Source organism: Brevibacterium siliguriense, from assembly GCF_900105315.1.
Taxonomy (GTDB): Bacteria; Actinomycetota; Actinomycetes; order Actinomycetales; family Brevibacteriaceae; genus Brevibacterium; species Brevibacterium siliguriense.
In genome coordinates this window covers 3,934,395-3,948,409 of sequence record NZ_LT629766.1, presented here as the reverse complement: position 1 = coordinate 3,948,409, position 14,015 = coordinate 3,934,395, and the positions used below count along the sequence as shown (strand labels likewise).

Here is a 14,015-nt window from a genome sequence, read left to right as displayed (position 1 = left end):
TCCATGGTGCGTGGTGCCCGCGGGTGGATCGGGTGCGGGCACCGGACGTCAGTCGAGGGTGGTCAGGAACGGAAGGATCGCCTCGGTGACCACATGGGGGCGGTCGAAGGCGACGAGGTGGCCGCCGTCGACGAAGCGCAGCTGGGCTCCGTCGACGGATGCGGCCAGGGCTTCGACTCCGGCCCGCGGGGTGCTGCGGTCGTCGGTGCCGCCGAGGACGAGGGTCGGTGGGGGATCGGCCACGGCATAGTCGCCGACGGTGACCATCGATTCGAAGCAGGTGGCGAGGGTGTCGGCGCCGGCGTCGAGGTACTGCTGTCGGCCGCGGGCGACGAGCGGATTGTCCGGGTTCGTCGACTCATCGCCGAACCAGCGATTCATCGTCGTCTCCAGGGCCTCCTCCACCCCGCCGGGAGCCCGTGTCGCGCTCGCCCGGCCGAGGGTCGCCTCGGTGGACTTCTCATCGAAGGCACCGCGGGTGGCCATGAGGATCTGTGCGCTCACCCGACCGTTCGCAAGGGCGGTCACGGCCTGGGCGACCATGCCTCCGTAGGAGATGCCCATGGTCGGGCTCGTGTCGATGCCGAGGGCGTCCCAGAGTGCGATGACGTCCCCGGCGATGGCATGCAGGGTCGGGCCGTCGGCGCCGAAGTCCGATCCGCCGTGACCGCGGAAATCCGGAGTGAGCAGCGTGTACTCATCCCCGATCTCATCCGCCAACGGCCCGTACCAGGACCCGTCGAGGCCCAGCGAATGCAGACAGGTGATGATCTTCTCACCTTCGCCGAGACGGTGGTACGAGAGCGTGGTCCCGTCCTCGCGGGTGAGCGACTCGAGGGTGGCTGTGCCGGTGTTCATGTCAGTCAATGACATTCTCTTCTCGCATCCGATCCTCGGCCAGCTGCACCTCATGGCGCAGCCGGTCCGACATCTCTTCGTAGTACTGCTTGAACAGGGGCGACTCGCGGCGCATCTCCTGCCGGCGAGGACGCTCGAGCTCGATCGTCATCTCCGCGGCGATGCGGCCGGGACGGCTGGCCATGAGGATGACGCGGTCGCTCAAGAGGATCGCCTCTTCGAGGTCGTGGGTGACGAAGACGACGGTGGGGCGTTCGGCCTCCCACAGGCTGGTGAACTCCTCCTGCTGGATGGCGCGGGTCTGTGCGTCGAGGGCGGCGAAGGGCTCATCCATGAGCAGGACCTGCGGATTCTGCACGAGTGTGCGGGCGATGGCGACTCGCTGCCGCATGCCTTGGGAGAGGTGGTTGACATCGGAGTCGGCGAATTCGGACAGGCGCACCCGGCGCAGCCACTCGTCGGCGCGGTCCTTCCGCTCGGTCTTCGGCACACCGCGAACCTCGAGTCCGAGCTCGACATTGCTGCGGACCCGGCGCCACGGAAGCAGAGCGTCACGAGCGAAGAGGAACGCGGCATCGTTGCCACCGGGCTTCACGGGGGCGCCATCGATCTTCACGCTGCCGGCGCGCGGTTTGAGCAGGTTGCCGATCATGCCCAGCGCCGTGGTCTTGCCGCAGCCAGAGGGGCCGACGATCGAGACGAATTCGGAGGGCTTGATGTCGAGGTTGAAGTCGGTGAGCACGCGGACCGGAGTGTCACCGTGCAGGAACGAGTGGTTGACATCCTCGAAGGTGATCGAGACTCCGCGGGCATTGCCCTTGGAGGCATCGTCGCGATTCAAGGTGGCGGTCCCGGCTGATTCGGTCATGGTTCCTCGCTAACTGGGTTCTGGCTGTGACCGCTGCCGGTTCGACCGGGGAGCGCGCCCTGCTTCGGTGCGAGACGACTCTGTGCCACAACGTGGATTGAGGGGTGGCGCGGGGTGCGCGCCGGGTTCGGTGGTTCATCGACGTCGTTGTTCGTTGCAAGAATCGTTCGTCACCTCGTTGTTAGAGTCAAGGAAATGACCCTCTCACGGAGGCTATCGCTTCGATAGGCGATGAATGCTTGCCTCCGGACTCGGATCCGTTCAATGCTGTCACGAACGCCGAATGTGCGCTTACACACATGTCGCGTCTGAGACGGGCACGCAACGCAGCGTGCCGAACCGCATCGAGGAGCAAGCGTGAGAACACAGCAGAACACCGCCGACGGCGCCCAGGCCCGGGTCAAGGTCGGTCAGACGAAATTCGACTTCGCCGATCAGGTCGTCATCGTCACCGGAGCCTCTGGTGGCATCGGCGGCGCCATGACGGAGAAATTCGCCGAGGCGGGAGCCGACCTCGTCGTCCATGGCCGCAAGGCCGAGACCCTGGCCGAGAAGGTCGATGCCGTCCAACGACACGGCCGGTCCGCGGTCGTGGTCACCGGAAACATCAAGGAAGAGCAGACCGCACAGGATCTCGTCGCTGCGGCGATGGACAAGTTCGGCCGCATCGACGTCCTCATCAACAACGCCGGCGGAAACTTCGCCTGCCGCCTGGAGGACATGTCGCTCAACGCCTGGAACGCCACGATCGGCACGAACCTCACGGGCGCCTTCCAAGCCTCCCGCACGGTGCTGCCGGTCTTCGAAGCGCAGGGCGGGGGCACGATCCTCAACGTCGGCTCCGGCTCGGCCAACCACGCTCACCCCATGCGCGGCGCCTATGCCGCAGCCAAGGCCGGGCTGGCCTCGCTGACGAAGACGATGGCGTGGGAATGGGGAGATCGCGGAGTCCGCGTCAACTGCGTCGAACCCGGCGCCACCCTGACGAAGGCATCGCGGTTCAACAACGCCGAAGCCGAGCGCAAGTTCGGATACAACCTCGCACTCGGCCGGATCGGTCTGCCCGAAGAGGTCGCCGATGCCTGCCTGTACCTGTGTTCGGATGCCTCGAGCTTCATCACCGGAGCCGTCCTGTCCGTCACCGGTGGCCCGCACACCTCGTCGCCGTCCGATATCGGACTCATCCGCGGAGGCGACGATGACTGAGGCAGTGACCACAGACGAGAACAACAACGGTCAGGGCTCCGGCTCCAGCGGCGGCCACGACGGATACCGCAGCTGCCGGCAGGCCGGCGGCATCATCCACAACCCGGCCAAGCTGCCGGCCCGGCAGCCCTACGACGATTCCGGCATCCTCGTCGAACGTCGTCGTGATCGGCTGAACAACCGCATTGCAGTGTGGGGGCTGCGCGTCGGGGTCTTCGTCGTGTTCGTCGCCGCCTGGGATCTGCTGGTGCGCGGCGGGATCATGGATCCCACGCTCGTGTCGCGCCCGTCGGATGTCGGACTCGCCTTCGTCGCCCAGCTCGTCGATCCGACGTTCTGGGACGATGTGCTCGCAACCTTCGGCGGAGCGATGGCCGGTCTGGCCACCGGTGCCGTCGCCGGCATCATCCTGGCTGTCGTGTTCACCCGCATCCCGGTGCTCTACACGGCGATGCGTCCGTTCCTCACCCTGCTCAACAGCCTGCCCCGTCCGGCCCTGGCCCCGATCTTCATCCTGTGGTTCGGACTCGGCTTCACCCCGAAGGCGCTCGTCGCCTTCACCATGGTCTTCTTCCTCCTGCTGACGAGCACCATGGGTGCGCTGGAGAGCATCGAGCACGACATCTCGCAGCTGACGAAGTCGCTGGGCATGACGAAGATCCAGCGCTTCTTCAAGATCGAGATCCCGGCGGCTCTGCCGTCGATCATCGGCGGACTGCGCCTCGGTGCGGTCTACTCGATCCTCGGCGCGGTGGTCGCGGAGATGGTCGGATCCTATGTCGGCCTCGGCCAGCGGATCGTCATCGCCACGAACAACTTCCAGGTCGCCGAGACCTTCGCTATTCTCGTCGCCATGGGTCTGCTGGCGATGCTGCTCGATATCGCGATCTCCGGCCTGCACAAGGTCGTCAGCGATTGGACGCGGTGACCGAAACACCCCAGGCCGGCAGTCCGGCCGATCTGTTCCGACTCGATGGTCGCACCCATCTCGTGCTCGGTGCCGGAAGCGGCATCGGCGCCGAGGTGAGTGCGACCATCGTCGCGTTGGGCGGGCAGGTCCTGTGCCTGGATGCGAATGAGGAAGCCGTCACCGAGGTGGCCGGACGTCTGCGTATGCCCCACCTCGTCGCCGACGCCACCACCGAGGAAGGGATCGCAGCCGCCCAGGTAGCTGTCCGATAGGAGTTCGGGGAGCTCGACGGGGTCGTCGACATCATCGGTCGGATGCTGCCTGCGGAGATCTCCGACTACGGGCTGGAGCAGTGGGACGCGGACTTCGACATCAACCTCAGACACGTCATCCTCGCAGGCTCTCGACTGGCGCCGCAGCTGCCGGACGGCGCATCGATGGTCTTCGTCTCGAGCGTGGCCGGCAGCCACGGATCACTCGCCTCGCCGGGGTACGGGCCGACGAAGGCCGCACTGGAAGTCTGGGTCAAGCAGCTCGCGGCCCGATACGGTCGGCGGGGGATCAGGGTCAATGCGGTCGCGCCCGGGCTGTTCCTCTCGCCGCGGATGAGTGAACGTCTCGCCCGGGACCCGGCCGTCGCGAAGCTCGCAGAGCGGCCGCTGCTGGCACGCTTCGGTCGGCCGGAGGAAGTCGCCACCCCGATCGCATTCCTGCTCAGCCCGGCGGCCGGGTACATCACGGCGTCGACGATTCCGGTCGAGGGCGGCGGGCTGTCGCAGGACTCGACCGGCCTCGACTCGATGGTCCTGACCCGGGACTGAGCGGATCCCGGCTCGAGCACGCCACTGATCATTCGGTCATGAATTGCGTTCGGTCCTCCACCCGCGCTATAACCGACACGGACGAAGAGGTCGGTCGAGGACGATGGAGGACGAATTATGCGCTTCGAACAATTGAGGTACCTGGAAGCGGCACTGCGCACGGGATCCTTCCGCCAGGCCGCGAAGGAACTCGATATCTCCCAACCGACGATCACCAGCCAGGTGCAGCGGCTAGAAGAGGACCTCGGCGTCCTCCTCGTCACCCGCGGTGCCAAAGGGGTGAAGCCGACCTATGCGGCCGAGCGGATTCTGCCCCATGTCGAGGCCGCCGTACAGGCGGAGCGCATGCTGCGCGAAGAGGCCTCGGCCATCAGCGGACTGCAGCTCGGTGAGGTGCGTCTGGGCACGGTGCCCGCAGGCTCGCAGACCCTTCTGCCTCCGGTCGTGCACAAGCTGCTCACCGACTATCCGAGCCTGCGCTTCGAAGTGGACGAGGGCCCGTCGAAGATGGTGGTGCGAGGGGTGCTCAGCGGCAAGTTCGATGTCGGAATCGTCACCCGTCTGCCGGGCATCGAACTCGTCGCAGCCGAAAACGCGCTTCTCCACCACATCGACCTGCTGCCCGGCCGTCTCGTGCTCACGGTGCCGGAGGACCACCGTCTGGCCAGCGTCGACCGCTTCACCCCAGAGGACCTCGAGGGCGAACCGCTCATCTTCCCTGCCGATTCGAGCATTCTCAAGGTGGCCTTCGAGAAGCTGCTCGAAGGCATCGAGGCGCGCATCGTCTACTCGTCCCCGAATGCCGAATCCGTGCAGTCGATGGTCCGTGCCGGCGTCGGCATCTCAATGGCCAACACCCTCGTGGACTCAACCGCCAGCGGCAACGGGATCGCCCTCGTCCCGCTCAACTTCGATTGGGCACAGGCTCACACTTCGGTCATCGTCCGCAAGGACGAAGCTCGGTCCTCGGCCGTGCAGGCCTTCCTCAAGCTGCTCCGAGAATCCGCCGCCGCAGGCCGCTGACAATAAGCCGCAGGGTGGGAGACCAGGGCCAGCCCACACTCAGCCAAGAACACTCCGCTTAGCACTCAGCCGCGCCGGTTTTTCCGGCGCGGCCCTGTTGTGCTGTCCGTCAGCGTGACGTTCGTGCGCGCGGCCCATCGAACGCAGGCCACCCAACCAGCACAACCCGCCCAGTGATCATGGGGCCGATAGGGCTTGCGTATCACCGTGCCAGCGCGTTCTCTCTTCCCACAGGCGCTTCGGCTGGCGAGACTTGACTCACACACGCTTTCGCAGGTCATACCTGCACACCCGATCCACAGTGAGGTCATTCCCTTGTCAGTCGAAACGCCTCAGCGGAGCAGCGAAGCTTCGCTCAGCAACCTCGTCGCAGCCGCCCGGTCCCGCGATTCCGGGATGTTCACCGAGGCCGAGGGCAAAGCCCTCCTGGCCGCCCACGGCATCGACGTTCCCGCCGGAGTCCACCTCGAACTCGGCCAGACCTGCCCCGACCACCTGCGGGACCCGCTGGTGGTCAAAGCCGTCTCGCCCACCCTCGTGCACAAGTCAGATGCCGGAGGCGTCCGCGTCGGAGTCACCTCCGACGAGCTGCCCCGCATCGAAAATGAAATGCGCGTGTCCCTGGCCGAAGCCGGACACGAACTCACCGGCCTCCTCGTCGAGGAGCTGGCCCCCGCCGGACACGAAGTCATCGTCGGCGCCGTCCGCTCCCCGGGAATCGGCTGGAACGTCATGGTCGGACTCGGCGGCATCCTCGTCGAGGTCTTCGAAGACATCGCCTTCGGCACCGCACCGCTGAAGAAGCCGCAGATCGCCGATATGCTCGGTCAGCTCAAGGGCAAGAAGGTCCTTGAGGGCGCCCGCGGTGAGATCGCGGCGAACCTGCCCAAACTCATCGACCTCATCCATCGCCTCGCTGGACCCGAGGGCCTGCTGTCCGAGCTGCCCGAAGAGGTCATCGAGATCGACCTCAACCCGATCATCGTCTCCGAGACCCGCGCTGTCGCTGCCGACGCCCGATTCCTCGTCGGCGACGCCATCCCCGGTCCCCGCACCGAGGTGGCCGCCGCCTCCGACTTCGGCCCCCTGTTCAACCCCCGCCGCGTCGCGGTCCTCGGCGCCAGCGGCAAGAAGCCGAACATGGCCAACCGCTACATCCGCAACCTCCAGGACAACGGCTTCACCGGCACGATCATCCCGATCCACCCGGCCGCCGAAACCATCGAGGGCTCGCCCACGGTCGCGAACCTCGGCGCCGTCGACGAACCCGTCGACTACGCCTACATCGCCCTGCCCGGTTCCCGCGTCGCTGAGGCACTGGCCGCGGGAGCGGGCAAACTCCACTTCGCTCAGGTCGTGTCCTCCGGCTTCGGCGAAGTCGCCGAAGGCATCGAACTCGAAGCCGAACTCAAAGCCACGGTCAGGGCAGCGGGCATCCGCCTCATCGGGCCGAACTGCCTGGGCACGCACGTGTCCGCCGCACATCTGTCCTTCGTCCCCGAGGCCCCGCTGACTCCGGGCTCGACCGCAGTGATCTCCCAGTCCGGCGGGCTGAGCGTAGACATCCTGCGCGTCGGCGCCGCCAGCGGCATCGACTTCCACAGCGTCATCTCGATCGGCAACAGCGCCGATGTCTCCGCGGCCGAACTCGTCCGCGCCCACCTCGACAACGACGAAGTCGAGGTCATCGGCCTCTACCTCGAATCGCTCGTCATCGCCGCCGAAGTGCTGCGCACTCTCGAAGCGGCACCGACGCGCAAACCCGTCGTCCTGCTAGCCGGCGGACGCACCGCCGGCGGCTCGCGTGCCGCCAGCAGCCACACCGGAGCGCTGGCCGGAAACCACCGCCTGTGGCCGGCCTTCGCCCGCCAGGCCGGGATCACCCTCGTCGATTCCCTGAGCGATTTCGCTTCAGCCCTGCACGCCCTGTCGACGCTCGACCTGTCGAAGCCGATCACTGGCGACGATGTCGTCCTCTTCGGCAACGGCGGCGGCGCGAGCGTGCTCGCAGCCGATGCACTCGACCGTGAAGGCAAGGCCACCCCGACATTCCCGGACAGCATCGTCGACGCCCTCGAAGACCTCGATGTGCCCCCGGGCAACGGCTTCGCCAACCCCATCGACGTTCCCGCCGGAACTCTGGCCGTCAAGGGCGGAGACATCGCCGAAGACATCGTCGGCCTCGTCCTCGAGGGCACAGAGTTGGCCGGATCACCGGCGGCGACGATGATCACCCACCTCAACGTCGGGATCATCCAGCGCAACCTCGGTGAGAGCCTCGGTGACGTCACCGGACGGATCATCGAATCCGTTGCCAGGGCCTCGACCGCCTCGGCGACCCCGACTCAGCAGATGCTCGTCCTCAAGGGCGACGGCAGCGACGAGACCGCCGCGCTCATCGATGACTACACGAAGCGCGCCCGCGGACTCGGGATCCCCGTGTTCCCGGCTTTCGAGGACGCGGCCATCGCGGCCCGCGCCGTGGGCGAGCAGCACCGCGCAGTGACGGCCCACGCCGAGGCGGCCTCACACACCAAGGCGACTGCCCACACCAAGGCGACCGCGTCGTGACCGACCCCATCGAAACCATTGTGCGCACCGAGGCGGCCCCACCCGCCGCAGCGCACCCCCAAACCGCATCAGCGCTCAACGCAGACCGCTGCTGGAAAGGTGAATGACATGAAGAACCAGGACACCGCGGGCACCGAGACTTCGGTCCGCCTGCCCGAGGACCACCAGCGACGGCTGGAGAAGGCCCAGGCGATGGGCGGGCCGCGCAAGCTCGACGCCCGCCGAGAGCATGGCAAGCTCAACGTCCGCGAACGCATCGACCGCCTCATGGACGACGGCACCTTCCGCGAGTCCGGAGTGTTCGTCACCTCCGCAGTGCCTGCTGACAAGGACAAGACCCCGGCCGACGGCAAGATCACCGGCTCCGGCGAGATCAACGGCCGCCGCTCGATCGTCGTCGGCTACGACTTCACCGTCAAGGGCTCCTCGTCCTCGCCGATGAGCAACAAGAAGATGAGTCACTTCAAGGCGCTGTCGGCGGGTACCGGCACGCCGCTCGTCTACCTCAACGAATCCACCGGCATCCGAATGCCCGACGCCATGGGCGGCACCGGAATGGGCAACGCGAATTCGCGGACCCGCTTCCTGCGCAAGCGGGAGAGCCCCTGGGCCGCGGCCGCTTTCGGCTACTGCTTCGGCTCCGCCGCCTGGCACACGATGATCTCCGACTTCGCCGTGTTCACGAAGGGCAGCGTGCTCGCCGTGTCCAGCCCCGGACTCGTCTCCCGCGCCACCGGCCAGAACGTCGATGAGCAGGAGCTCGGCGGCTGGAAGGTCCATGCCGATGTCACCGGCTACGCCGACGCCGTGGCCAAGGACGACGAGGAGGCCGTCGACCTCATCCGCCGGTTCCTGTCCTACATGCCTAACCACAACGGTGAGCTGCCGCCGGTGGCCGAAGTGCCCGCCGGTTCCGGCGACCGTGGTGCGGAGATCAACGAGATCGTCCCCGAATCCCGCACCCAGACCTACGACGTGCGCAAGGTCATCGAGTGCATCGCGGACATCGACTCGGTGTTCCCGCTCAAGGCGCGCTACGGCAAATCGCTGGTGACCTGCCTGGCCCGCATCAACGGACAGTCCGTGGGCATCATCGCGAACAACCCGATGTTCAAGGGCGGTGCGCTCGACGCCGCTGCCTGTGACAAGGCGACCGCGCTGCTCGTCCTCTGCGACTCCTACAACATCCCGGTCGTCATGCTCGCCGACCAGCCCGGATTCCTCATCGGCCTCGAGGCCGAGCGGAGCAAGGTCGCCGGCAAGATCATCAACTGGATGAACGCACTCTCGCTCGTCACCGTGCCGAAGCTCGCAGTGACCATGCGCAAGAACTACGGCCAGGCGTTCATCAACATGGGCGGCGGCGGCACGGCCGATGCGACCGCCGGCTGGTGGACGACTGAGGTCAGCTTCATGGATCCCACTTCGGCGGTGTCCGTCGTCCACGGCGTCGACCCCGAGGCGGAGCCGGAGCTCTACGCGGAGAAGCTCGCCGAAATGTCCAAGGGCACCTCCGCCTACGACGTCGCCGGCGTCTACGGTTTCGAGCAGGTCATCGACCCCGCCGACACCCGCGAGTTCATCATCAACGCACTGGCCGATCAGTACAACGCCCGCACCAGCGGAATCGGCGAACACAACCTGAGCATGTGGCCCACCGGTTACTGATACCGAAGAGAACCGGAGAAAGGCTAAGACCATGAGTGAATTCCCTGACTGCCTGCTGGTGGCCAACCGCGGCGAGATCGCCCGCCGCATCATCCGCACCGCAAAGCGACTCGGTGTGCACACCATCGCCATCTACGACCCCGTCGACGTGAAGCTTCCCTTCGTGGCCGAGGCCGACGAAGCAGTGGCGCTTTCCGGTGAGACCCCCGTGAAGTCCTACCTCGACGGCGACGCGATCCTCAAGATCGCCGTGGAGCACGGTGCCTCCGCCGTCCATCCCGGCTACGGATTCCTGGCCGAGAGCGCGGACTTCGCCCGTTCCGTCACCGAGGCGGGTCTGAAGTGGGTGGGACCATCGGCCGAAGCCATCGTGAAGATGGGCGACAAGGTCGAATCCCGTCGTGCCGTCGCCGAGGCGGGCGTGCCCATCAGCGGTGACGCCGGCGCGGCCCAGAACTGCGCTGCCGAGGCCGTCGCCGAGGCGCACCGCATCGGCTACCCGGTCATGGTCAAGGCGTCCGCCGGCGGCGGAGGCATCGGCATGGCCGTGGCCCATGACGACGAAGAGCTGCGCACCGCGTTCGAGAACACGCGATCGATGGCCGCCCGCAGCTTCGGCAACGACCGAGTCTTCGTCGAATGCTTCATCGCTGCCGCCCGCCACGTCGAGGTGCAGATCCTCGGTTGTGAGGACGGTACCATCGTCGAACTCGGTGAGCGCGACTGCTCGACGCAGCGCCGCCACCAGAAGGTCATCGAGGAGTCGCCGGCACCGAACCTCAACCCCGAGACCCGCGACCGGCTCATCGAATCCGCGATCGCCGCGGCGAAGTCGGTCAACTACGTCAACGCCGGCACCGTCGAGTTCCTCGTCGACACGACCACCGGTGACTTCGTCTTCCTCGAGATGAACACCCGCATCCAAGTGGAGCACCCGATCACCGAGCTCACCCACGGAGTTGACATCGTCGAACAGCAGCTCGCGATCGCACAGACGGGCACGACGACGAAGGATTTCTCCTACCAGCAGAACGGTCACGCGATCGAGCTGCGCATCTGCGCCGAGGATCCGAAGCGCTTCTACCCGCGCCCCGGACCGATCCTGTCCTACACGGAACCCACCGGTGAGGGCATCCGCGTCGATTCCGGCTTCACCGCCGGCACCGAGGTGAGCCAGCACTTCGACTCACTCGTGGCGAAGGTCTGCGCCTTCGGTCCCGACCGCCCGACAGCACTGGCCCGTGCCCGTCAGGCGCTGGCGGATCTCGAGATCGAGGGACTGACGACGAACGCTCCGTTTATCGAGATCCTCCTCGAGACCGAGGAATTCGTCTCGGGACACTATGACACCGGCCTCGTCGAGGCCACCCAGGCAGAACAGAAGAGACTGGCGAAACTCGCCGCCAAGCAGGAAGCGAAGAGGAGTGCGTGACATGGCCGAGACAATCAATGCAGATATGGGTGCCAACGTCTGGAAGATCATGGCCGCCGAAGGCGACTCGATCGAAGAAGACGGCGTCGTCCTCATCCTCGAGGCGATGAAGATGGAGATCCCCGTCATGGCCGAAGACGACGGCGAGATCGTCAAGATCCACGTCAAGGAGGGGGACACGGTGACACCGGGTCAGCCTCTGTACGACATCGAAGCGGAGTGAGAATGACTCAGACAGCAGTCGATACGAACGCAGCAGCCGACGGGGCGACAGATCGGGCCACGGCCGATGCCGAGGCGGCGGCCGCCTCGGTGCCGGAGAACTTCTCCGCGTGGTCGGTGACCGAACTCGGCGAACCGAGCCAGGCGCTCGAGCTGCGGACCATCGCCACGCCCACCCCAGGTGAGGGCCAGGTGCTCGTGCGGATCCTCGCTTCGGCGGCGAACTTCCCCGATGTGCTCATGTGCCGCGGCGAATACCAGGTCAAGCCCGATCTGCCGTTCACGCCCGGCCGCGAGGTCTGCGCGGAGGTCATCGCCACCGGGCCGGGAGTCACTCGGGCGCAGGTCGGCGACCGCATCATCGGCCTGACGACTCTGCCGTACGGCGGGTTCTCCGAGGTCGCGCTCATGGACCAGGGCATCGTCCACCCGGCTCCGGCCTCGCTCGACAATGCGAAGGCCTCGTGCCTGTTCATCGGCTACCAGACCGGCTGGTTCGGTCTGCATCGTCTGGCCCGGATCCAGCCGGGGGAGACCCTCCTCGTCCACGCTGCGGCCGGCGGCGTCGGCAGTGCTGCCATCCAGTTGGGCAAAGCCGCGGGCGCTCGGGTCATCGGCGTCGTCGGCGGTTCGGCGAAGGCCGAATATGCCCGGCAGCTCGGTACCGATGTCGTCATCGACCGCAAGTCAGAGGACTTCGTCGAGGTCGTCAAGGCGGAGACCGACGGCCGCGGCGCCGATGTCATCTTCGACCCGGTCGGCGGTGACACCTACGCCCGGTCGACGAAGTGCATCAACTTCGAGGGCCGCATCATCGTCGTCGGCTTCGCCGGGGGAGAGATCCAGACCGCGAAGCTCAACCATGCGCTGGTGAAGAACTACTCGATCCTCGGCATCCATTGGGGTCTGTACAACACGCGGAACCCGCAGGCAGTCGACGACTGCCACGTCGAGCTGACGAAGCTCGCCGATCAGGGGCTCATCGAACCGTTCGTCAGCGAGCGGGTCGAACTGTCCGAGGTGCCGGCGGGACTGCAGCGCCTCGCCGACGGCGAGACCGTCGGCCGCGTCGTCATGGAACACGGCGCCGGAACCTGACCAACTCACCTCGCACATGAGACATGACAAAGGAGTCATCATGAATGCACCATTGCTCCGCCCCGGCTTGATCCGGCCGGGCGCGGGGAGCGGATCGTCGGTCTCCCGGCGTTCGCTCATTAAATACTACGGCGCCGGTGCGGCAGCACTCGGTGCCACTCCGCTGCTCGCCGGCTGCGGGGGCGATGCCGAGGCTTCGGCGTCCGGTGATTTCGGGGTCGCCGCGTTCCCCGGTGACGCCTACTTCCTCGACACCGTCAATCTGGCGGAGAAGCAGTACGCGAAGCATGGTCTCAACGTGCCCGAGCATCTCACCCCGCAGAGCGGTGTGCAGGGTCTGCAGCTGCTCGTGGCCGGTGCCATCGATGGGTTCGCCGTCGACACTCTGCTGCTGCTCGCGTCCCACGGCAATGCGGCCAAGGGCAAGCGGCCGATGCTCGTGGGCGTGCGCGATATGGAGACGACGTACGCGATCGTCGGCAATAAGAACGTCAAGTGGCCGGACAAGAACGCGAGCTTCGAAGAGAAGATGCATGCGCTCAAGGGCAAGAAGGTCGGCGTCACCGCCATCGGTGCCGGTTCTGACCTGCAGCTCAAACTCGCTCTCGAGACCGCCGGAATGGTCTATGACGACATCACTCCGTTGGCCGTGGGGTCGACGACGCAGATGATCCCGAATATGCGCAACGAACGCGTCGATGCAGTCGTGACCGTGCAGTGGACGTCGACGAGGCTGCTCGCCCAGGCGACCGGCGGCTCGGTCCTGCTCGACTTCGCCGAGGAGAGCGCGCCTGACATCATGCGCAACCAGGCCGTGGTGTGTGCCTCCGTGCGCGAGGACATGCTGGAGAAGGATCCCGAATCGGTCAAGGCTTGGCTGGCCACGCAGAACGACGCGCGCAAATGGATGCTCGAGAATCCGAAGGATGCAGCCGCCCTGCTCAACAAGACCGGCTTGGCCGGCAAGGGGCTGCCGATCGCCGAGGAGTACATGAAGCACTACGCGAATGTCGTTGATCCTGCGCTCGAGCCGATGTTCAAGGCACCGAAGGACATCGTCGAACGGATGATCGGGCTGGCCGAGCGCTTCGGCAACATCGAGAAGGGCAAGGTCACCTACGAGACCCTGGTGCCGGACTTCGCACGGGCATGAGCGGTGGCGGGTCGGAGCATGGGCCGAAGGGTTCCCCGGCCGAGGCACGTCGGAGCACGAGCCAAAGCGAGGCATCGCATGAGCCGAGGTACGTCAGTGCCGAAGCTCACCTGCAGCAGAACCGTGGTGCGCCGAGGTATGAGCCTAGGTGCGCTGGCATCCCACCCGGCCTGGCACCTCACCAC

At 66.3% G+C, this 14,015-nt stretch carries 12 protein-coding genes and 1 pseudogene; 11 read left to right on the top strand and 2 right to left on the bottom strand.

Annotated features, from left to right (window positions below):
• Window positions 1–48: 48 nt before the first annotated feature.
• On the bottom strand, window positions 49–873 hold the full coding sequence (locus tag BLU88_RS17705; protein ID WP_167356920.1) for an alpha/beta fold hydrolase: 825 nt from the start codon (window positions 871–873) through the stop codon (window positions 49–51).
• Window positions 860–1,726, bottom strand: coding sequence for an ABC transporter ATP-binding protein (locus BLU88_RS17700; protein WP_092016835.1), 867 nt, complete (start codon window positions 1,724–1,726; stop codon window positions 860–862). Before BLU88_RS17700 ends, BLU88_RS17705 begins: the two co-directional genes overlap by 14 nt.
• 357 nt (window positions 1,727–2,083) lie before the next feature.
• On the opposite strand from BLU88_RS17700, the gene BLU88_RS17695 reads away from it, so the two are divergent.
• The 11 genes and pseudogenes from BLU88_RS17695 (at window position 2,084) to BLU88_RS17645 (ending at window position 13,830) form a co-directional block, all read left to right on the top strand.
• Complete coding sequence (locus tag BLU88_RS17695; RefSeq protein ID WP_092016833.1) at window positions 2,084–2,932, top strand: SDR family NAD(P)-dependent oxidoreductase; 849 nt, start codon at window positions 2,084–2,086, stop codon at window positions 2,930–2,932.
• Entirely contained in the window at window positions 2,925–3,860 is a 936-nt protein-coding gene (locus tag BLU88_RS17690) for an ABC transporter permease (protein ID WP_157689196.1), read from the top strand. Before BLU88_RS17695 ends, BLU88_RS17690 begins: the two co-directional genes overlap by 8 nt.
• Window positions 3,857–4,114, top strand: coding sequence for a hypothetical protein (locus tag BLU88_RS17685; protein ID WP_092016829.1), 258 nt, complete (start codon window positions 3,857–3,859; stop codon window positions 4,112–4,114). Before BLU88_RS17690 ends, BLU88_RS17685 begins: the two co-directional genes overlap by 4 nt.
• Before the next feature lie 12 nt (window positions 4,115–4,126).
• Window positions 4,127–4,663, top strand: a pseudogene (locus tag BLU88_RS17680) (SDR family NAD(P)-dependent oxidoreductase); the annotation flags it as partial.
• A gap of 117 nt (window positions 4,664–4,780) precedes the next feature.
• Window positions 4,781–5,686 carry a LysR family transcriptional regulator gene (locus BLU88_RS17675; protein WP_092016825.1) on the top strand — a complete coding sequence of 302 codons (906 nt, stop codon included), beginning with the start codon at window positions 4,781–4,783 and terminating at the stop codon, window positions 5,684–5,686.
• A gap of 315 nt (window positions 5,687–6,001) precedes the next feature.
• Entirely contained in the window at window positions 6,002–8,257 is a 2,256-nt protein-coding gene (locus tag BLU88_RS17670; protein WP_092016823.1) for an acetate--CoA ligase family protein, read from the top strand.
• A 108-nt stretch (window positions 8,258–8,365) separates the two neighbouring features.
• The gene (locus tag BLU88_RS17665) at window positions 8,366–9,925 is read left to right on the top strand and encodes an acyl-CoA carboxylase subunit beta (protein WP_092016821.1); all 1,560 of its coding nucleotides are present in this window, start codon (window positions 8,366–8,368) and stop codon (window positions 9,923–9,925) included.
• A 31-nt stretch (window positions 9,926–9,956) separates the two neighbouring features.
• Complete coding sequence (locus BLU88_RS17660) at window positions 9,957–11,357, top strand: acetyl-CoA carboxylase biotin carboxylase subunit (RefSeq protein ID WP_092016819.1); 1,401 nt, start codon at window positions 9,957–9,959, stop codon at window positions 11,355–11,357.
• Window position 11,358: 1 nt separating this feature from the next.
• Entirely contained in the window at window positions 11,359–11,580 is a 222-nt protein-coding gene (locus tag BLU88_RS17655; protein WP_092016817.1) for a biotin/lipoyl-binding carrier protein, read from the top strand.
• 2 nt (window positions 11,581–11,582) lie between these two features.
• Window positions 11,583–12,677, top strand: a complete 1,095-nt coding sequence (locus BLU88_RS17650; protein ID WP_092016815.1) for an NADPH:quinone oxidoreductase family protein — start codon at window positions 11,583–11,585, stop codon at window positions 12,675–12,677.
• Between the two features lie 40 nt (window positions 12,678–12,717).
• A complete protein-coding gene (locus BLU88_RS17645) occupies window positions 12,718–13,830 on the top strand; it encodes an ABC transporter substrate-binding protein (protein WP_157689194.1) in 1,113 nt (370 codons plus the stop codon).
• Window positions 13,831–14,015 lie beyond the last annotated feature (185 nt).